15 protein-coding genes are annotated in these 19109 nt (G+C 68.6%); 8 read left to right on the plus strand and 7 right to left on the minus strand.

Going from position 1 to position 19109, the window contains the following annotated elements:
• Entirely contained in the window at window positions 1–1194 is a 1194-nt protein-coding gene (locus AB0M22_RS18225) for a cytochrome P450 (protein WP_364727700.1), read from the plus strand.
• Window positions 1191–2687 (plus strand): FAD-binding protein, encoded by a 1497-nt coding sequence (locus tag AB0M22_RS18230; RefSeq protein WP_364727703.1) that lies wholly within the window; start codon window positions 1191–1193, stop codon window positions 2685–2687. The genes AB0M22_RS18225 and AB0M22_RS18230 overlap by 4 nt, the downstream gene beginning before the upstream one ends.
• 44 nt (window positions 2688–2731) lie before the next feature.
• On the opposite strand, the gene AB0M22_RS18235 is transcribed toward AB0M22_RS18230, so the two are convergent.
• Window positions 2732–3289, minus strand: coding sequence for a hypothetical protein (locus AB0M22_RS18235; RefSeq protein WP_364727705.1), 558 nt, complete (start codon window positions 3287–3289; stop codon window positions 2732–2734).
• Entirely contained in the window at window positions 3289–5166 is a 1878-nt protein-coding gene (locus AB0M22_RS18240) for a DEAD/DEAH box helicase (protein ID WP_364727708.1), read from the minus strand. The genes AB0M22_RS18235 and AB0M22_RS18240 overlap by 1 nt, the downstream gene beginning before the upstream one ends.
• A gap of 152 nt (window positions 5167–5318) precedes the next feature.
• Here AB0M22_RS18240 and AB0M22_RS18245 point away from each other — a divergent pair, with 152 nt between their 5' ends.
• Window positions 5319–5786 carry a MarR family transcriptional regulator gene (locus AB0M22_RS18245; RefSeq protein WP_364727711.1) on the plus strand — a complete coding sequence of 156 codons (468 nt, stop codon included), beginning with the start codon at window positions 5319–5321 and terminating at the stop codon, window positions 5784–5786.
• Between the two features lie 15 nt (window positions 5787–5801).
• Here the strand turns inward: AB0M22_RS18245 and AB0M22_RS18250 are convergent, their stop codons facing one another.
• Complete coding sequence (locus tag AB0M22_RS18250) at window positions 5802–8522, minus strand: family 78 glycoside hydrolase catalytic domain (RefSeq protein ID WP_364727714.1); 2721 nt, start codon at window positions 8520–8522, stop codon at window positions 5802–5804.
• Window positions 8523–8666: 144 nt separating this feature from the next.
• Here AB0M22_RS18250 and AB0M22_RS18255 point away from each other — a divergent pair, with 144 nt between their 5' ends.
• Window positions 8667–9887, plus strand: a complete 1221-nt coding sequence (locus AB0M22_RS18255; protein ID WP_364727716.1) for a class I SAM-dependent methyltransferase — start codon at window positions 8667–8669, stop codon at window positions 9885–9887.
• A 24-nt stretch (window positions 9888–9911) separates the two neighbouring features.
• Here AB0M22_RS18255 and AB0M22_RS18260 read toward each other — a convergent pair whose 3' ends face one another.
• Window positions 9912–10838, minus strand: a complete 927-nt coding sequence (locus AB0M22_RS18260) for an NAD(P)-dependent oxidoreductase (RefSeq protein ID WP_364727718.1) — start codon at window positions 10836–10838, stop codon at window positions 9912–9914.
• 145 nt (window positions 10839–10983) lie between these two features.
• On the opposite strand from AB0M22_RS18260, the gene AB0M22_RS18265 reads away from it, so the two are divergent.
• Window positions 10984–12093 carry a DegT/DnrJ/EryC1/StrS family aminotransferase gene (locus tag AB0M22_RS18265; RefSeq protein ID WP_364727720.1) on the plus strand — a complete coding sequence of 370 codons (1110 nt, stop codon included), beginning with the start codon at window positions 10984–10986 and terminating at the stop codon, window positions 12091–12093.
• A gap of 49 nt (window positions 12094–12142) precedes the next feature.
• Here AB0M22_RS18265 and AB0M22_RS18270 read toward each other — a convergent pair whose 3' ends face one another.
• Window positions 12143–13594 (minus strand): MFS transporter, encoded by a 1452-nt coding sequence (locus tag AB0M22_RS18270; RefSeq protein WP_364727722.1) that lies wholly within the window; start codon window positions 13592–13594, stop codon window positions 12143–12145.
• A gap of 336 nt (window positions 13595–13930) precedes the next feature.
• Between AB0M22_RS18270 and AB0M22_RS18275 the strand changes: the two genes are divergently transcribed.
• Genes AB0M22_RS18275 through AB0M22_RS18285 form a run of 3 tightly spaced genes read left to right on the plus strand, consistent with a single transcriptional unit; the run spans window position 13931 to window position 17013 of the window.
• Window positions 13931–14965, plus strand: coding sequence for a hypothetical protein (locus tag AB0M22_RS18275; RefSeq protein WP_364727724.1), 1035 nt, complete (start codon window positions 13931–13933; stop codon window positions 14963–14965).
• A 40-nt stretch (window positions 14966–15005) separates the two neighbouring features.
• Entirely contained in the window at window positions 15006–16292 is a 1287-nt protein-coding gene (locus AB0M22_RS18280) for an activator-dependent family glycosyltransferase (RefSeq protein WP_364727726.1), read from the plus strand.
• Between the two features lies 1 nt (window position 16293).
• A complete protein-coding gene (locus AB0M22_RS18285; RefSeq protein WP_364727728.1) occupies window positions 16294–17013 on the plus strand; it encodes a class I SAM-dependent methyltransferase in 720 nt (239 codons plus the stop codon).
• Here AB0M22_RS18285 and AB0M22_RS18290 read toward each other — a convergent pair.
• On the minus strand, window positions 16997–17581 hold the full coding sequence (locus tag AB0M22_RS18290; RefSeq protein ID WP_364727730.1) for a dTDP-4-dehydrorhamnose 3,5-epimerase family protein: 585 nt from the start codon (window positions 17579–17581) through the stop codon (window positions 16997–16999). The genes AB0M22_RS18285 and AB0M22_RS18290 overlap by 17 nt on opposite strands.
• Window positions 17581–19056 carry an NDP-hexose 2,3-dehydratase family protein gene (locus AB0M22_RS18295; RefSeq protein WP_364727732.1) on the minus strand — a complete coding sequence of 492 codons (1476 nt, stop codon included), beginning with the start codon at window positions 19054–19056 and terminating at the stop codon, window positions 17581–17583. Before AB0M22_RS18295 ends, AB0M22_RS18290 begins: the two co-directional genes overlap by 1 nt.
• Window positions 19057–19109: the final 53 nt, after the last annotated feature.

The following is a 19109-nucleotide window of genomic DNA, read 5'->3' on the forward strand; positions in this document are numbered from 1 at the left end:
ATGGGCGGTCCGCACATTTCCCCGAAACTGCGCGCGATGATGGACGATTACGCGCACGCCCGGGTGCAGGAGCCGGTCCGGTTCCACGAGCCGACCGGCCGCTGGGAGGTGTTGCGCTACACCGACGGGCTGCGGGTGATCTCCGACTTCGAGGTCTTCTCCAACGACCTCAGCGAGTTCATTCCGGACCACGAGGAGCTGCGCAACTTCAGCAAGGGCAACTTCCAGGCGATGGACGAGCCGCGGCACAAGGAGTTGCGCGGGCTGGTCACGCAAGGGTTCACGCCGAAGTTCGTGCAGAGCCTGGTGCCCAGGGTGGAGCAGGTCGCGGCCGAGCTGCTCGACGCGACGCTGGAACGCGGCCAGGACCGGGTCGACATCGTGTCCGACCTGGCCGCCCCGCTGCCGGTGATCGTGATCGCCGAGGTGATGGGCCTGCCGGTGGCCGACCGGCACCTATTCCGCAAGTGGGCCGACGCGCTGCTGGTGGACAACGGCGTGGACGCGCTGTTCAGCGAGGAGGGGGTGGCCGCGATGGCGCCGTCCATCCGGGAGATGAACCAGTACCTGCTCAGCCACGTCGACAGCTACCGCCGCTCGGACAAGGACGGGCTGATCCGCGACCTGCTGGACGCGGAGCTGAACGGCCGCAAGCTGGACGACTTCGAGATCCTCGGGTTCCTCGCGCTGCTGCTCATCGCCGGGCACCTCACCACAAGCACCGTGCTCACCAACGCGTTGCTGTGTTTGGACGAAAACCCCGGCCTGGTCAAGCAATTGCGCGCCGAGCCCGCGTTGCTGGGGCCGGCGATCGAGGAGGTCATGCGCTACCGATCACCGCTGGTGTGGATCGATCGGCGCGCGCTCGCCGACGTCGAGCTGGGTGGCCGGCAGATCCCGAAGGGCTCGCTGGTCAGCGCCTCGCTGGTGTCGACCATGCGGGACGAGGCCGAGTTCGCCGATCCGGACGTGTTCGACATCCACCGCAAGCAGGCGCGGCATCTGGCCTTCGGCAAGGGCATTCACTTCTGTCTCGGCGCGCCGCTGGCCCGGCAGGAGGTGCGAATCGCGTTGACCGCCATGTTCTCTCGGTTCGAGGACTTCCGGGTGGCCGAGGACGAGGAGATCGTGTTCCACGATCCCAAGGACTTCAACGGCACGAAGAAGCTGCCGATGGATTTGGTCCGCCGATGACGGGGATGCTCGATCGCACCGTTATCACCCCGGCGGACCCGCGCTACGCCGAGGTGACGACTGCCGCGAACGGCCGCTTCCGCTGCACGCCGCGCATCGTGCACGTGCCAGCGACACCGCAGGACGTGCTGGCGGCGGTGCAATCGGCGGCCGATACCGGCGCGCGCTTGGCTATCCGCAGCGGCGGTCACTGCCTGGAAGACTTTGTCGACTCGGCGGAAACCGAAGTGCTGCTGGATCTTTCGCGGCTGAACCGGGTGGACTACGACCCAGGGATGCGGGCGTTCGTGATCGAGCCGGGCGCGCTGCTCGGCGAGGTCTACCGCAGTTTGCTCAAGGGCTGGGGCGTCGCGATCCCGGCCGGGCTGGAGTACACGGTCGGCGCGGGCGGTCACATCCTCGGCGGCGGCTACGGTCCGTTGACCCGCATGCACGGATGCGTCGTCGATCATCTGTACGCAGTCGAGGTGGTCACCGTGGACGCGTCCGGAACGGCGCGGCTCGTCGTCGCCACCCGCGACCCGGGCGACCCGCACCACGAGCTGTGGTGGGCGCATACCGGTTGCGGCGGTGGGAATTTCGGTGTGGTGACCAAGTACTGGATGCGCGCGCCGGACGCCACGGGTGACGATCCGGCGGGCCTGCTTCCGCAACCGCCCGCCGAGGTGCTGGACGGCCTGACCACCTGGTCCTGGCCGGACCTGACCCCGGAGTCCTTCCGCCGGCTGCTGGCCAATCACGGCGGTTGGCACGAGCGGCACAGCGCGCCGGGCATGGCGGAGAACGCGCTGTTCTCCATTCTCACCGTGCTGCGCGCGCAGACGAACACCATCGCCCTGCTCACCCAGGTGGACGCGACCGTCGACGGTGCCGAGGGGATGCTGTCGGACTATCTCGACGCGCTCAATGACGGTGTGGGCGTGCCGTATCACCATGACGTGCAGCGTCGGCCGTGGTTGCGGTCGATGCTGTGGCCGCGGATGCGCGGCGACGTCTACGGCCAGCGGGCCAAATGCAAGGCGGCCTACCTGCGTCGGCGCTACACCGACGAGCAGATCGACGTCATCTACCGCTACCTGACCGACGACACGTACGACAACCCGTCCGCGGGCGTCATCCTCGCCGCGTACGGCGGACAGGCTTCCGCGGTCGCGCCCGCGGCAACCGCTACCGCGCAACGTGATTCGGTGCTGAAGGCGTTCTACCTGAACAACTGGACCGACCCGAACGGCGAAGACCGGCACATCGCCTGGATCCGGGCGTTCTACCGAGACCTGTACGCGGACACCGGCGGCGTACCGGATCTGAACGGTCAGTCGGACGGGTCCTACATCAACTACCCGGACACCGACCTGGCCGATCCGCGCTGGAACACATCGGAATCTGCTTGGCACGACCTGTATTACAAGGACAACTACCCACGCCTGCAACGGGTCAAGGCCGCCTACGATCCCACCGGCTTCTTCACCCACGCGCTCGGCATCACGGCGTGAGATCGGGCCCGGTCGCTCCGCACGGAGCGACCGGGCTTCTTCGGTCAGCCGTAGAAACTCGCCGCGTCCAGGTCGGCCAGCGGGATCCAGTCCGGGTCGGCCTCCTCGGCCACCGTCGTGCTGTCCATGCGCAATTCGACGGCCAGCCGTGGTCGTTCGTCCACCCGCATCGAGAGCGCGTACAGCCCGGCCAAGATGTGCACGCACGGCCGCTTGCGGGTACGGCAGTCGCAGGTTGCGACCTGCTCGGCCTGCGGAACCGCGAAAGTGATTCCCGCGGCGGCGAATTCGGCCTCCAGGCTGTCCGGCAGGTCGCCGGTGGCGAGGCCGGGATTGGCCGCCAGTGATTTGGCGATCAGCCGTTCGGCGTCCCGCTTGGTCTCCTCGGGCCAGCGCGGCAGCTCGATCCGGACGGTGGACTCGGTGCCCGACACCACGACCTTCGCGGTGACCACACCGACCTCGGTGGTGAGGGCGGCGCCGTGGTTGCGGGCGATGCTGCGCGCCTTGGGCAGCAACGGATTCGGGACCGCGGCGGTGGTGGACTCGACGATGCGGGTCCAGGCGCGTCCCCAGGGGGTGGCGCCGAATTCGGCGGGCATCACGAGATCGCTCCCAGGTCGAGTTCGAGGACGGCGTGCAGCTCGTCGTCGGACAGTTTGGCCAGCGCGGCCTCGGTGTCGCCGCCGACGACGACGTCGGCCATGCCGCGCTTGGCGTCGTGCATCTGCGCGATGTGGTCCTCGATCGTGCCGCCGGAGACCAGCGTGTACACGTTGAGCGTGCGCTGCTGGCCGATGCGGTGGGCGCGGTCGGTGGCCTGTTCCTCGACGGCCGGGTTCCACCAGCGGTCGTAGTGCATCACGTGCGCGGCCCTGGTCAGGTTGAGCCCGAACCCGGCCGCGCGCAGGCTGAGCAGCAGCACCGGCGGCGAGTCGTCGTCCTCCTGGAAGGCCCGGACCATTTCGTCGCGCTTGTCGCCGGAGAGCCCGCCATGCAGAAACGGCACCGGGCCGGTGCCCAGCGTCTTGCCCAGCGACGTCGAGAGCAGTTCGCCCATGATGCGGTACTGGGTGAACACCAGGGCGCGGTCGCCGTCGTCGACGATCTCGGACAACATCTCGGTGGCCCGGTCGAACTTGCCCGATCGGCCCGGACCCGCAGGCCCGTCCTCGAGGTAGTGCGCCGGGTGGTTGCAGATCTGTTTGAGCGCGGTCAGCAGCGCGAGCACTCGGCCGCTGCGGCCGATGCCGCTGCCCAGTCCCTGGTCGAACGCCCGGTCGGTGGCCTCGCGATACAACCGCACCTGCTCGTCGGTGAGCGTGCAGATCATCGAGGTGTACTGCTTGGGCGGCAGTTCGGCCGCGACCAGATCCTTGGTGCGGCGCAACATGTGTGGGCGCACCAGGGTATTGAGCGCGGCGGCGGCCGAGGCGGAGCGGCGCTGTTCGATCGGCGCGACGAACCGCTGCCGGAACCGGCCGCGGGTGCCGAGCAGTCCCGGGTTGGTCACGTGGAAGATCGACCACAGCTCGTCGAGCCGGTTCTCCACCGGGGTGCCGGTCATGGCGATCCGCACGGTCGCGGTGAGCCGTGCCGCGGCCCGGCTGGCCTGCGCGTCCGGGTTCTTGATCTGCTGTGCCTCGTCCAGCACGACGATGTCCCAGGTGTTGTCCAGCAGTCGCTTGTCGCTGCGCAGCACCGGGTAGCTGGTGATCACCACGGTGCCCGGTTCCCACTGTTCGGGCAGGTCGCGGTTGCTGCCGTGGTAGCGCAGCACCGGGGTGACCGGGGAGAAGCGGGCGAGTTCGCGCCGCCAGTTGCCGATCAGCGAGGTCGGGCAGACCACCAGGTGCGGGCGCTCGGAGCGGCGGATGGCCAGCAGGCAGATGGCCTGAAGCGTCTTGCCGAGGCCCATCTCGTCGGCCAGCACGCCGCCGGTGCCGATTTCGGGGCGGGAGTTGAGCCAGGCCACGCCGTGCACCTGGTACGGGCGCAGTTGAGCGTCCACCGCGGTGTCGGCCAGGGTCGCCGTAGTGCTTGCCGCCCTGCGGAATTGGGTCAGCAACGCAGCCGGCGCGGCCACCGCCGCGCCCTCCTGATTGGTCACGGCGTGCGCGGCGACCGGCATCCGGGCGGCCAGGTCGTCGAAGGCGGCGTCCTTGTTGTCGCCGTCCAGCAGCCGGGCGGCAGCCTGCCAGCTCTTGACCGACTTGCCGACCTTCGCCCGCCGGTCCAGCGCGATCAGCGCGGGCACCGCCTCGTTCAGATCGATGAGCCGCACGTCCCGGTCGGCGGCGACGACCGTGCCGCCCTCGGGCGCGGCCAGCGAACAGGTCGCGACCCGTCCGGTCGGCAGGCCGTGTTCGCGCACGGCCTCGTCCAGTTCGGCGGGCCCCCACAAGGCGAAGGCGTTCTCGGCGGGGACGAATGTGGCCTGCAGGCGGGGAACTTGCGTTCGTCCAGACAGTCGGACCAACTCCTTGATTTCCTGCGGTCGCAAGCCGACCTTGCGTGAGGCAACGGGTGCTCGCCGCATTATTGTGTAGCGGTGATATTGTGTGCTGGAAATATTGTGCAGCGTGAAAGTTGTGCGACGCAAGGATACTTCAACGGATCGGGCCGTGTCACATGACTATGGGTCAGCAGGAGAAACCTCAGGTCAACGCGTTGATCGAGCTACTGCCGGACTGGATTCAGCAGTTGATCCGGATCAACAGCCTGGTCGCGACCCAGATGGGCGTGATCATGACCGACTTCCACTGCCTGCACGCCCTCCAGCAGGGCGGGCCGACCACGCCGGGCGCGCTGGCCGCCCGGGTCGGCCTCACCGCGGGTTCGGCCACCCGGATGGTCGATCGGCTGGAGGCGGCCGGCTGCGTCACCCGTGCACACGACCCCAAGGACCGGCGCAAGGTCGTGGTCGTGCCGACTCCCGAAGGGCTCGAGCGCGTCAGCTCCTACTACGCGGGACTGACCGCCCGGACCCACCTCGACCTGGCCGACTTCACCGACGCGGAGTTGCAGGTGCTGCACCGGTTCGTCGAGCGCAGCCTGGCCAGTGCCGTCGCGGAGGCCGACCGGTTGAACGCGGGTTAGTGACGGTTCGCGCGCTCAGTGCTGGGTGAACGTCCACGCTCCCGACCCGGTCCGGTAGGTCGCGAACTTGTCGTTCCGATCGATCAATCGCGCCTCCTCGGCGGCTTTGATTTCCGCGTTCTCCCGCAGCAGCGGCACCACCACGGTGGCGGTACTGTTCACCGGCACAACGACTTCCAGCGTCACCGCGGTGCCGTCGCGCTGCCAGCGGCTGACGATCTCCCCGCGCACGGTCCGGAGGGTCGCGGCCACCGAGGTGAGCGCGCCGACGACGGCGGGGGCGATGAGGATCTTGTCGAAGGCGACCGCATCGAGGTCCGGTCGGATGCCGCCGAGACCACCGGTGAACCAGGTGGTCAAGCCGCCGAGGATATTCAGGTCCGCCACGCCCTCGCGGCCGTTCCATTCCCAGCTTTCCGGCAGCGCGGTGGCGCCGTGCTCGAGCCAGTATCCGTAACTGGGATAACTGGTTTCGACCGCGACGTCGTAGAGCACGTCGTGCCGGCCTGCCTTGGTGAGCACGCGGACGATCGCGACCAGCCCGATCATCCCGGCGTTCAAGTGGTTTCCGGATTCCCGGATCTGCGCGACCAACGCCGCGAGCACCGATTCCCGCAAATGCGTTGGGGGAGCGCCGATATAGAGGGCGATCGCGGTGGCCGTCAGGGTCCCCGGCGCGTACATGGCGGTAGCGGGGTCGAAGAACTTCTCGTGGTACCGCGTGGCGATCGCCTCGGCTTTGCGCCGGTACTCGAGCGACTCGTCGGCGTGGCCCAAGGCCTGCGCGATGCCGGCCATGGCGGTGGCGATCCGCCAATATCCCCATGCCACAGTCATTTCGGGCGGGGCGAAGTGGGCGTTGTCCGGGTCGAACGGGCGTTGCCAGTGCTGGCCCGGGTACATCCAGTCGCCGAAGTAGCCCTCCGCGAACTCGCCCGCCGGGTACATCCCGTCTTGTTCGCGCGATCGCAGCAGCTCGACGTACTGCCGCATCGCCGGGTAGTGGCGGCGCAGGGACGCGGTGTCACCGTAGCGGCGGTAGTTCTCGAAGGCCTGCACGATCGGCGCGCCGGTCCAGTTGATATCGCCGATGTACCAGAAATCGGTGGGATCGGGGACGATGCCGGGCAGCGCGCCGTCCGGGCGTTGCGCGTCGAAGACGTCGCGCAGCATCGCCTGGTTGTAGGCGGCGAAGTCGTAGCGGTGGACGCCGCTGAGCGCGACCCCGCGGTCGGCCTGCCAGCCTGCCTTCTCCCGGTTGGGATCGGTGGGCATGGTCGGCGCGATCATGGCGCTGCGCATGCTGCGATCGGCGATGCGGTCGATGTCGTTGAGAAGCTGTTCGGAGCAGTCGAATTCGGCGGTGGTCTCGGTCGCGGCGCGCACCGCGATCCCGGTCACGCTGGACAAGAGCGGCCGGGTCGGCAGGCCGCGCACTTCGAGGTACCGGAATCCGTGATAGGTGAAGCGCGGATGCCACGCCTCCACGCCGTCGCCTGCCGACGTGTAGTGGTCGGCGACAACGACATTCGGCACCCATCCGACCATGCCGCTCTGGCTGACCCGGCCGTTGTCGAGGTACCAGCCCGGGAAGAGAGCGATCCGCGTCCCGGCGGGTGCTTCCACATCGATCTGCGGCCAGCCGACGAAGGATGTGCCGAAATCGAAGACGTAGACGCCCGGCTCGGGTTCGGTCAGCTCGACCGCGGCCAGCCGTTCCGCCTCGATGACCGCGGGTTCGTATTGCGCGCTGAGCGTTTCGGGAAGGTCGGCGGCGACGGCGGCGGATCGCCATGCGGAGTGGTCACCCTCGGGTTCGTCCCAGCCGGTTTGCCAACGGCGGGCGTCGTAGTCCTCGCCGCCGTAGTAGCCCGAGAAGTCGAGGGGCCCGTCGTCGACCTGCCAACTGGAGTCGCTGGATACCTGCTGGACCGTCCCGTCCGCGTAGCGAATCTCCAACTGCGCGATGACTTTCGGCTCGCCGGTCAGCCGGACCGTGTCGCCGCTGCCGCCGAGGCCGCTCTTCCAGGTCACCGACTCCCAGTAGCGGCCGTCGCGTTCGGGCACGTTGAAGAAGCCGTTGCCGACCAGCAGGCCCACCACGTTGTCGCCGGTCCGCAGGTGTTCGGTGACGTCATAGGTCTTGTACAGCGCCCTTTTTCGATAATCGGTGATGCTCGGCAGCAGGACGTCCGCGCCGACTTTGCGACCGTTGAGCCGCGCCTCGTACAGGCCGAGTCCCGAGACATAAAGGCGCGCTTGCTCGATCGGGCGCTCCGGTGCGGCGATGAAGCGCTTGGCGAAGATCGGCAGCGGCCCGTCCGGCCGGGTCGGCACCGAGTCGGTGATCCATTCCGCCGTCCAATCGCTCGGTTCGAGCAGGCCGAGCTCCCAGTGTGCGATCGGACTCCAAGCCGACCCGCGGTCATTGCCGGTCCATACCCGGACCTGCCAGAACACCTGGTCGCGCGCGGACAGCGGCCGACCGCCGTAGCCGATATCCACCTGTCGATCCGAGGCTGTCCGGCCCGAATCCCACAGGTCCGGCCGGTCCAGCTCGAGGTTGTGCGGAGTCGAGGCGGCTCGGATCTGGTACGCCGTTTGCGTGACGGAGCGCTCGGCCGACACCAGTCGCCAACCCAGCGCGGGTGTGCGGTCATCGATCCCGCGCGGGTCGACCAGATAGTTCGTCGTCAGGCCGACGACCTCGACTTCGGCGGAACCGCTGGGTGGCATGGATTCTCCCCAATTCGAACGCTCTCTGAGCGGGCCGGAAAAGTAATTCATCAGTGCCGATGCTAGTGCGCGGAATTGTTTCGCGCAGCCGGGTTCGAGCAGGATTCGAGCGTTCTTCGCGCGGGTGTGGATACAGTTCGGCACATGGTCGAATGTCGAGTCTGTGGCGATGTGGTTATCGAGTTCATCGACTTCGGGCGGCAGCCGTTGTCGGATGCCTTCCGGGCCCCGGAGCAGGGCGATGAGGAGTTCTTCTACCGGCTCGCGGTCGGTCGATGTGCGTCGTGCGCCATGGTGCAATTGCTGGAGGAAGTGCCAAGGGCGAAAATGTTCCACACCGATTATCCGTATTTCTCCTCGGGTTCATCGGTAATGCGTGAGCATTTCGAGAACACCGCGAACACATTCCTGGAAAAGGAACTGACCGGAACCGATCCGTTCATTGTGGAACTCGGCAGCAACGACGGAATCATGCTCCGCACGATCGCGAAAGCCGGAGTCCGGCATCTCGGGGTCGAGCCCTCGGCCGGGGTCGCGGACCACGCGCGCACCCAGGGCGTCAACGTGCTCACCGAGTTCTTCGAGGCGGCCACCGCGACCGCGGTGCGCGCCGAATACGGCCCGGCCGACGTCGTTTTCGCGGCCAACACGTTCTGCCACATCCCGTACGTCGACTCGATCTTCGCGGGACTGGACGCGCTGCTCACTCCGGGCGGGGTGTTCGTGTTCGAGGACCCGTACCTGGGCGAGATCGTCGAACGCACCTCGTTCGACCAGATCTACGACGAACACTTCTACTTCTTCAGCGCCACCTCCGTGCGCGCGATGGCCCAGCGGTTCGGCTTCGAGCTGGTGGACGTCGAACGGTTGCCGGTGCACGGCGGCGAGGTCCGCTACACCCTGGCTCGCGTGGGTGCCCGGGTGCCGACCCAGGCCGTGGCCGATCTGCTGGCCGAGGAGTCGGCGCGGCGCTTGCACGACCCGGCCACCCTCGCCGATTTCGCCACCGCGGTCGGGGTGATCCGCACCGAGCTGATCGCGTTGCTGCACGAGCTGAAGGCCGCGGGCGCGAGTGTCGTCGGGTACGGCGCCACGGCCAAGAGCGCCACGGTCACCAATTACTGCGGCATCACCCCGGACCTGGTGAGCTATGTCTGCGACACTACTCCGGCCAAGCAGCACAAGGTGACTCCCGGCGCGCACCTGCCGGTGCGGCCGGCCGAGGTGTTCGCGGAGTCCTACCCGGACTACGCGCTGCTGTTCGCGTGGAATCACGCGCAGGAGATCATGGCCAAGGAGACCGGGTTCAGCGCGGCCGGGGGCAAGTGGATTCTCTACACGCCGAGCGTCCGCGTGGTCGGCTGACGGTTCCGTTCGACGGGCGGCTCGCTAGCGGGCCGCCCACATGTCCCGCAGCGAATCCCGCAGGGGCCGTTGGGGTTTCCAGTCGAGCACCGCGGCGGCCTTTCGGATGTCGGCCTGCAACCACGACCCGCCGTAGCTCTGTACCGCGGTGGAGGTGTCTTCCACCACCGACAGCGGGAAACCGGCCTCGCGAACGAAGGTCTCGACGAATTCGCGCATCGGCACCGCCCGGCCGCTGCCGATGTTGACCACCCCGGTCTCGCCCGGTCGCCGCGCGGCGGCCACCGCCGCGTGTGCCAGGTCGCGCACATCCAGCCAATCCCGGTGCGCCTCGGCGATCGGCAGCCGCACCGTGCCCGCGGCGAGCAGCGCTACCAGCTTGCCCGGCAGACTCGCCGGCGACGGGTGCGGCCCGCACACGTTCACCGCGCGCAGCACGATGCCGTCCACCGCGCCGGTTCGCGCCGCGTCCAGAACCGCCTTTGATCCGGCGAGTTTCGTTCGGGCATAAGCGGATTCGGGTGCACACGGCATCGCTTCATCGACCGGCGTGCCGAAGGCGGCCGGCGAGTACTCGTGCATCGTGCCGATGTGCACCACCCGTACCGGCCGATGCTGCGCCCGCACCGCGTGCAGCACTTGTTCGACCAGGGAAACGTTGGCCTGCACCAGTTCCGGCTCGGTGCGGTCCCATCCGTCGGTCGCGTTCGCGGCGTCGGTCGCGTTGATCACCAGGTCGGCCGACTCCGCCCGCAACAGCTCCGCCGTGGCCGCCGCGGGCGCGGTGGCCAGGTCGAGCGCGGCGAACCGGTCGCAACGCAATCCCGCGGTGCGGCTGCGAGCCACCGCGACCACGCGGGTGCCGTGCTCGGCCAGCGCCGTGCACAGGTGCCTGCCCACCCAGCCCGTGCCGCCCAGGACAACGGCTGTCTTGATCTCGTTGTGCGCCAACAGCTTTCTCCTCCCGATGGTTTCAGGCTAGAGGCGATGTCAAGCGTTCGATACCGCGATCACGTTCCAGTGCAAGCTCCAGTCAGGTTCGAGTCGGCGTTGGTAGACCGGACAGGGAATCGACCCGACTGCAGAGGACTGATCCTTGGCTACCTTGGTGTGGGACTATCTCTCGGAATACGACCGCGAGCGCGACGACATTCTCGCCGCCGTGGACAAGGTCTTCCGGTCCGGCCAGCTCGTGTTCGGCGAGAGCACCCGCTCGTTCGAGCACGAATTCGCCGCGTACCACGGACTTCGACACGCGGTGGGCGTGGACAACGGCACCAACGCGATCAAACTCGGCCTCCAGGCGCTCGGCGTCGGCCCCGGCGACGAGGTGATCACGGTGTCCAACACCGCCGCGCCGACCGTCGTGGCGATCGACGCCCTCGGAGCGATCCCGGTGTTCGTGGACATCCGCGCCGAGGACTACCTGATGGACACCACGCAGGTGGCCGCGGCGATCACCGATCGCACCAAATGCATTGTGCCGGTGCACCTGTACGGGCAGTGCGTGGAAATGGAACCGCTGCACCGGCTGGCGGCCGAGCACGGCCTGCAGATCCTGGAGGACTGCGCGCAGTCGCACGGCGCCCGGCAGCGCGGGCGCATCGCGGGCACCATGAGCGACGCCGCCGCGTTCTCCTTCTATCCCACCAAGGTGCTCGGCGCCTACGGCGACGGCGGCGCCGTCGTCACCGCGACCGAGCAGATCGACCAGCGGTTGCGCCGGCTGCGGTACTACGGCATGGCCGAGCGGTACTACGTGGTCGAGACGCCGGGCCACAACAGCCGCCTCGACGAGGTGCACGCGGAGATCCTGCGCCGCAAGCTCGGCCGGCTCGACCAGTACATCGCGGACCGCCGCGCGGTCGCCGCCCGCTACGCCGAGGGCCTGGCCGACACCGACCTCGGTCTGCCCGTGCTGGCCGACGGCAACGACCACGTGTACTACCTGTACGTGGTTCGTCACCCGCGCCGCGACGAGATTCTGGAAGCCTTGCGGGACTACGATATTCAGCTGAACGTCAGTTACCGCTGGCCGGTGCACACCATGTCCGGCTTCGCGAAACTGGGCTACGCCAAGGGTTCGCTGCCGGTCACCGAGGCGCTGGCGGACGAGATCTTCTCGCTGCCGATGTACCCGTCGCTGCCATTGGACGTGCAGGACAAGGTGATTCGCGCACTGCGCGAGATCCTCGCCCGCTTCTGAGCGAGCGGCCCGGTACCACGCCCACTGCGGGCGTGGTGCCGGGACGGCATCAGGCCGGAATCGGAACGGCGGCAGGGGTACTCCGCCGGATGAACAGACTCGTGACGGCCACCCCGATGGCGAGGACCGTCGCCGTCATGAACCCAGGAGCCATGCTCGCGGTGAGCACATAGTGATCGGCCTGGTCAGCGGGCACATCGGCGGGCACCGTGATCCCCTTGGCGGCGCTGGTGAGCACCGTCACGAGAATGGCCAGCACCAGCGGCCCACCCAGTTGCAGCATGGTGTTGTAGGTGCTCGACGCGGACCCGTAGTTGTCCGACTCGACGCCCGCGCCCGCCATCTCGGTGGCCGGGATGAGGGTGGCCGCCATGCCGACGCCGGTCAGCGCCAGCGGGCCGAAAATCGTGCCCCAGTAACCGCTGTCGAGCGAGAGCGTGGTCAGCCACAGGTTGCCCGCGATGAGCAGCAGCGCGCCGAGGAAGGTCATCCATCGCTCGCCGATCTTCTGCATCAGCCCGATCACCAGGGTGGAGCTGATCACCAGGGCGAAACCCGTGGTCAGGAAGGCGAACCCGGTCAGCAGCGCGCTGAAGCCAAGCGGCCCTTGCAGATACATGGTCAGGAAGAACGCCTGGCCGATCATCGTGCCAGTCACCAGCACGGCCGAGATATAGGCGGTGACCCGGTTTCGGTCGCGGAACAGCGACAGCGGCATGATCGGTTGCGCCGCTTGCCGTTCCACCATGGTGAAGGCGACGAACAAGCCCGCGCCCAGCAGGATCGGCAGCCACACCGACACGGTCGACCAGCCCGACTCGCCCGCATGTGAGAGCCCGTAGACCAGCAGCGCCACCCCGAGCGCCGAGGTCAGCGCGCCCGCGATGTCGAACTTGCCACGGATCCGGGCCTGCTCCCGGATGTAGAGCGGCGCGAGGACGAACACCGCGATGCCGACCGGCACGTTGACGAACATGACCCAGCGCCAAGACAATCCGGTGGACAGCACCCCGCCGAGGAGCAGCCCGACGACCGCGCCGGAGCTGGACGCGGCCGCGGAGGTGGCGATCGCCTTGGTGCGCTCGGGCCCCGCGGGGAACAGGCTCAAGATCAGCGCCAGGCAGTTCGGCATGACCAAGGCCGCACCGACGCCCTGGAGTCCGCGGCAGGCCAGGAACCACCAGCCGGTCAACGCGAATCCGCCGACCAGCGAGGCCACGGTGAACAGCACGATGCCGCCCAGGAAGATTCGGCGCCGGCCGAAGGTGTCGCCGAGCCGGCCGCCCAGCAGCATCAGGCCGCCCAGCGCCAGGCCGTAGGCGTTGACCACCCAGGCGAGTCCGTTTTCGCTGTACCCCAGGTCCCGCCCGATCGAGGGCAGCGCCACCGTCACGATCATCAGGTCGATGGTGAGCATGAGCTGCACCACGACGATGATCGCCAGCGCGGTGCCCGTGCGCCCGGTCGGTTGTGCTGCGCCGGGCTCCTTCCCGAGGGTCACCGGAGTAGCATCTAACGACATTATTTCCCCATTCCTTCTGCGCGGAGAGCGACCTTGCAGAGAGTACGAGGTTTTTCCGGGGGTCGCACATAGGAAATCGAATTGACAATTCCGGAAAAATGTATCTGGAAATCAGATGAAGTATGCGATTCCGTCGATTATATGACATTTAAGTACCTGGTAGGAGGCGTTTTTGTTTGATTATGTTTCCGACCGTTTCGGTTCGCCGTTCGGGGGTGCTCAGTGTGCGGCGGTCGGATAATCCTGCACCGCAGTCGGGCGCGGCCTGTTCGCCATTGAGGCCAGTGCATCGACGATATCTCCGAGCGTCCCTCTATGTGCATTCCACCGGATCTGGAGGCTGCCGCGTTAGCGTCCGAGCAGACCGAAAGCGGACGCTCGGGAAGTGAGGTCGGAGTGGACAGTGGGCTACGGCGGCGGTTGCAGCTCGTGCGCGGGTTGCAATGGGTACGGGCCGCGGAAGGGGACCCGCTGGCGACGCTGTTGCGCGGTTACCCAGGCGGCGCATTGCCGATGAGCGCGGGGCCGATCTCGCGCAGCGCGACCGGAACGGTGCTGGTCGACGGTGCGCAGGCGGCCGAATTGCTCACGGCAGGCAATGGATTCGCCGACTGGCGTCCGACCGGGACCCGGGTGATGGCGGTCGCCGCCGAGGACATCGAACCCGCCGATCCGGCGGATGTCGCCGCGCTGGCCGCCGCGTCGCCGCCACCGGTGACCGAGGTGCCCGACGACCTGACCGACTTGGTGCCTACCGCAGAGCTGTTGTGCGCCAAGGCCTTCGCGGACCTGCTCGGTGCCGAACCGGACAGCCTGCTCGCCGCGACTCCGGTGCTGGACAACCTTCTCTGCCCGCAGGAGACGGCCGTCACCGAGCGCATGCTCGCCGCCGTCGACGACCTGCGCGCTGCGCTGTGCGCCCGCACTCCTGCGTTCTTCCTCGCGGTGGTCGCCCCGCGGCTCGCCGCTGACCTGGTCACGCGCACGGCAGCCACGTTGCTCGCCGACGGTCAATGGCCGGACGTCGAGGGCGCGGTCGAGCGCACCCGCGCGGTGTATTCGCCTGTGCGACTGCATCTTACGACCGCCCGCACGGACCTGACCATTGCCGGGGAGGTGGTGCCCGGCGACAGCCAGGTGGCCGTGCTCACCAGCCCTGCCGCGCTGCCGCAGCTGCTGGACCTGCCATTGGTCTATGCCACCGCCGACGCGGTGCTCACCGCGATCGCCCGGCGTCATCCGCGGCTGGTGTCCTCCGGCGCCGCGCTGGACCGCCCGCTCGCACCGGCCACCCGTGGCCTCGCCCACCTGCCGGTCGCGTCCTTGCGCACCGAGCTGGTGGGTTCGTAGCCCGGCGATCCGAACGCCCCACAGAGAGTTGGTATTTCGCATGAAGGTCGTGCTGACTTGTTTCGCCGCGCCCACGCACTTCTACTCCATGGTTCCCCTGGCCTGGGCGCTGCGCGCGGCCGGGCACGAGGTCCGGGTCGTCAGCCAGGCGTCGATGGCGCCGACCATCACCGGCGCGGGGCTCACCGCGGTCACGGCGGGTCCGGTCGAGTGGTTCAGCGACGAGCACGCGCCGGATCTGCTCAACGCGATATTCCCGGGCTGCCTCAACCACGTTCGCGACTTCGACTACGCGGGCACCGATACCTGGACGCACACCGGCCTGCTCGCGCTCGAGCACCTGGCCAGTTCGGCGATGTTCGCCACCATGAACGACGACCGGATGGTGGACGACATGGTCGCGTTCGTCCGGGACTGGCGGCCCGACCTGGTCATCTCCGAGACCTTCACCTTCGCCGGGAGCATCGCCGCCCGCGTGGTCGGCGCTGCCTACGCGCGTTTCACCTGGGGTCCGGACGGTGCGCTGCGCGCCAGGCAAACACTCCTGCGGATGGCGGCGGAGCTGCCGGAGAGCCACCGCGCGGACCCGACCGCCGAGTGGCTCTCGTCGACCCTCGCCCGGCACGGGTCGTCCTTCGACGAGCGGGTGATCACCGGCCAGTTCACCGTCGACGTCACGCCGCCCGGCATGCGGCTCGATACCGGACTGCACTACGAATCCCTGCGCTACGTCCCGTACAACGGTCCGACAGTGGTGCCGGAGTGGCTGCGCACACCGCCCGAGCGTCGCCGTATCTGCTTGACCCTGGGCGTGACCGACAACGTGCACGGGCAGATCGGTCACCTCGATGCGGTGCTCGGCGAGCTGAGTCCGGTCGAACTGTTCGACGCGGTGGCCGGCTTGGACTGCGAGGTGATCGCCACCCTCGACCCGGACCGGCTGGCCGTCCCCGTGCCGGACAACGTGCGCGCGGTCGGCTTCGTCCCGCTCAACGATCTGCTGCCCACCTGCTCGGCCGTCGTCCATCACGGCGGCAGCGGCACCCGCTCCACCGCCGAGGTGCACGGGGTACCGCAGCTCATGGTGGCGGAGGGGTGGGATGTGTTGCGCGGCAATGGTATCGAAGCCGCGGGCGCGGGCCTGTGCGTCCCGGTGGAGAAGCTCACCGCGCAAGTGCTGCGCGACGGTCTGCGCGCATTGCTGGAGGATCCGTCCTTCGCCGCGGGCGCGCGCCGGTTGCGCGAGGAGATCCACACCCTGCCGACGCCTGTCGCGCTGGTGCCCAGGCTGGAAGCGCTGGTCGACGCCTATCGAGAGGAACGCTGAGATGTACGAGGGCGAGTTCGCCGACATCTACGACCGCATCCACGCCCATCGCGGCAAGGATTACGCGGGGGAGGCCCGGCTGGTCGCCGAACTCGTCCGGGCCCGCAACCCCGAGGCCGCGTCCGTGCTCGACGTCGCCTCGGGCACCGGCAGTCACCTGCGGCACCTGCGCGCGGACTTCCCGGACGCGGCCGGCCTGGAGCAGTCGCCGGAAATGATCGCGGTGGCCAAGCGGCGCATCCCCGAGATCACCATGCACCAGGGCGACATGCGCGAGTTCGATCTCGGGCGCACCTTCGACGTCATCACCTTGATGTTCAGCAGCATCGGCTACGTCGACGACTATCCCGATCTGGTGCGCGCGCTGGCCGCGCTCGGCCGCCACCTCGCTCCTGGCGGGGTGCTGGTGATCGAACCCTGGGTGTTCCCGGACTCGTTCGCCGACAACTACCTCGCCACGGATCTGGTCCGGGACGGCGAAGGCGCGGTGACCCGCTTCTCGCACTCGGTGCGGGACGGGGACGCGGTGGTGATGAGCGTGCAGTACCTGGTCGCGACGCCCGAGCACGGGATCCGCCACCTCACCGACCGGCACCGGCTGGCGCTGTTCACCCGCGAGCAGTACCTCGCGGCGTTCGCGGCGGCGGGATGCCCGGCGGAGTTCGTGCAGCCCGCCGCGTTCGGCCGGGGTCTGTTCGTCGGGGTCAAGGCTCCAGCGTGAGGCAGTCCGCGTAACGCGGAAGCAGGTCGCGTGCCGCCGCCTCGGCCAAAGTCGGGGCGGCGGTGTCGCGTTCGGACAGGATCAGCGCGCCGCGCAGGTCCAGGCCGAGTTCCGGGTCGCGCGGGTCGAGCGCGTACTCGTTCTCCGGGATATAGCCGCCGGAGAGCAGATACGTCATCACTGTGTCGTCTTCCAGCGCGAGAAAGGCGTGCGCGACCCCGATCGGCAGATACAGCCCGCGTTCGGCGCTCCCGTCCAGCTCCAGCACCTCGTGTGCGCCGAAAGTCGGCGAGCCGACGCGGACGTCCAGCACGATGTCGAGGCACCGGCCGTGCGCGCACCACACGAATTTCGCCCGGCCCGGCGGCGGCAGCGTGTAATGCACGCCGCGGAAAACGCCTCGCCGGGAACGGCTCATCGCGCCCTGCGCCACCGGGAACAGCGGGCGGCCCAGCTCGGCGGCCAGCGCCTCGGCATCCAGGGGAGTGGCGAAGCTGCCGCGGTCGTCGGCGAAGGCCGGGGCATCGAAGGCCAGTGCCCCGGCGACCGCGAGGTTGCGCACCCGCATCAGTGCGACCGGGCGGTCAGGCTGTGCAGGCAGGCCACCAGCGTGCGGGCCTGCACGTTGACATAGTGGCTGTGCCGCAACAGATCCACCAGCTGATGCACCGGCATCCAGCGGAAGTTCGGCTGCTCGTGCCTGCCGTCGCGCTCGACCTCGATCACCGCATAGGTGTTGCGCGACTGGTAGAACCGGCCGCCCTCCTCCGACAGCAGCGTGCGATAGCGGACCTGTTCGGGCCGGGCGGCCAGCACCTCGTCCACGAATCTCGGCCGGGCGGCGGGCGGCAGGTGCCGGTAGTTGTCCGGCGTGCACTGCACGGTCGGGGCGAGTTCCACCACGTCGAGGTAGCCGGGTTCGGCGCGGGCGTGCACCAGCGCGTGCAGTACGCCGTGCACGCGCGCCACCAGAAACGCCACCAGCCCAGTGCCTTTCGCCGCGATCATCGGCTGGCTCCAGCCGGACACCTCTCGGACCCGCGTCTGCACCTGCACCCCGATGACGTCGAAGAACTGCCCGCTCCGATGCGAGATCGCGCCGTCGACCCGGTGCCAGTCGGGCACTGCGGCCAGCGGCAGCTCCCGGGTGGCGACCTCGGTGCGGGTGCGTACGTCGGTGATCCAGCTGAGCACCTCGGCCATGCTGTGCAGGCTGCCCCGGTCGGCGTCGCAGGACGCCAGCAGCGCCGCATGGAACTCGTCACGCGTCACGGGCACCGTCTCGGTCAGCGCGGGCCCGGCGAAGGACAGACAGGCGAGCACGGTGCGCGCGTCCATGTTGATCAGGTCCTCGACGGCCAGCAGCCGGTGCACCTGGCCCAGCGTCAGCCAGTGGAAACCGGGCAGCACCGGCACGTCCTCGGTCACCTCGACGACCATGTTGCGGTTGCGCTTCTGCCGGAACCACGCGCCCTGTTCGGACTGCCGCACATCCGCGAGCACGCGGTGTCGCGCGGTGTCGCGGAAGACCTCGAGATAGGGGACGGCCGACCCGCCGTGCACGCGCGTGTAGTTCGACCGGGTGGCCTGCACCGTCGGCGAAAGTTGCAGTCCCAGAGCGTTACCCGGTTCGACCTTGCCCTGCATCAGCAGGTGCAGCACGCCGTCGAACTCCTTGACCAGGATGCCGAGCACGCCCACCTCGGGCTGGTTGATGATCGGCTGGCTCCAGCTCGACACCGCCGCACCGGTCAGGTGCACTTCCAGACCGCCGACGGTGAAGAACCGCCCACTGTCGTGAGTGATGTCGCCGGTGTCCGGGTCGGTGTGCCAGCCGTCCAGGTCGTCCAGCGACACTCGGCGCACCGCGATCGTCGCGCGCGCCTGGCACTGCTCGAACCACTGGCGGAACGCACCGAGATCCCCGAGCGGCCCCGCCGGATCGGAACCCGCCACGGCCGACACCGCGAACCGGCGCGGCGTGTCCGCGTCCGGCCCCACGGACAGTGGTGAGGTCTGTTCCGCGGTCGTGTGGTGCGCCACATCAAACTCCCTGCTCGGTCCGCCCGGTCAGCGGCCCGGCCCGGTGCGGGCGG

It is taken from the genome of Nocardia sp. NPDC051756 (assembly GCF_040681495.1).
GTDB lineage: Bacteria > Actinomycetota > Actinomycetes > Mycobacteriales > Mycobacteriaceae > Nocardia.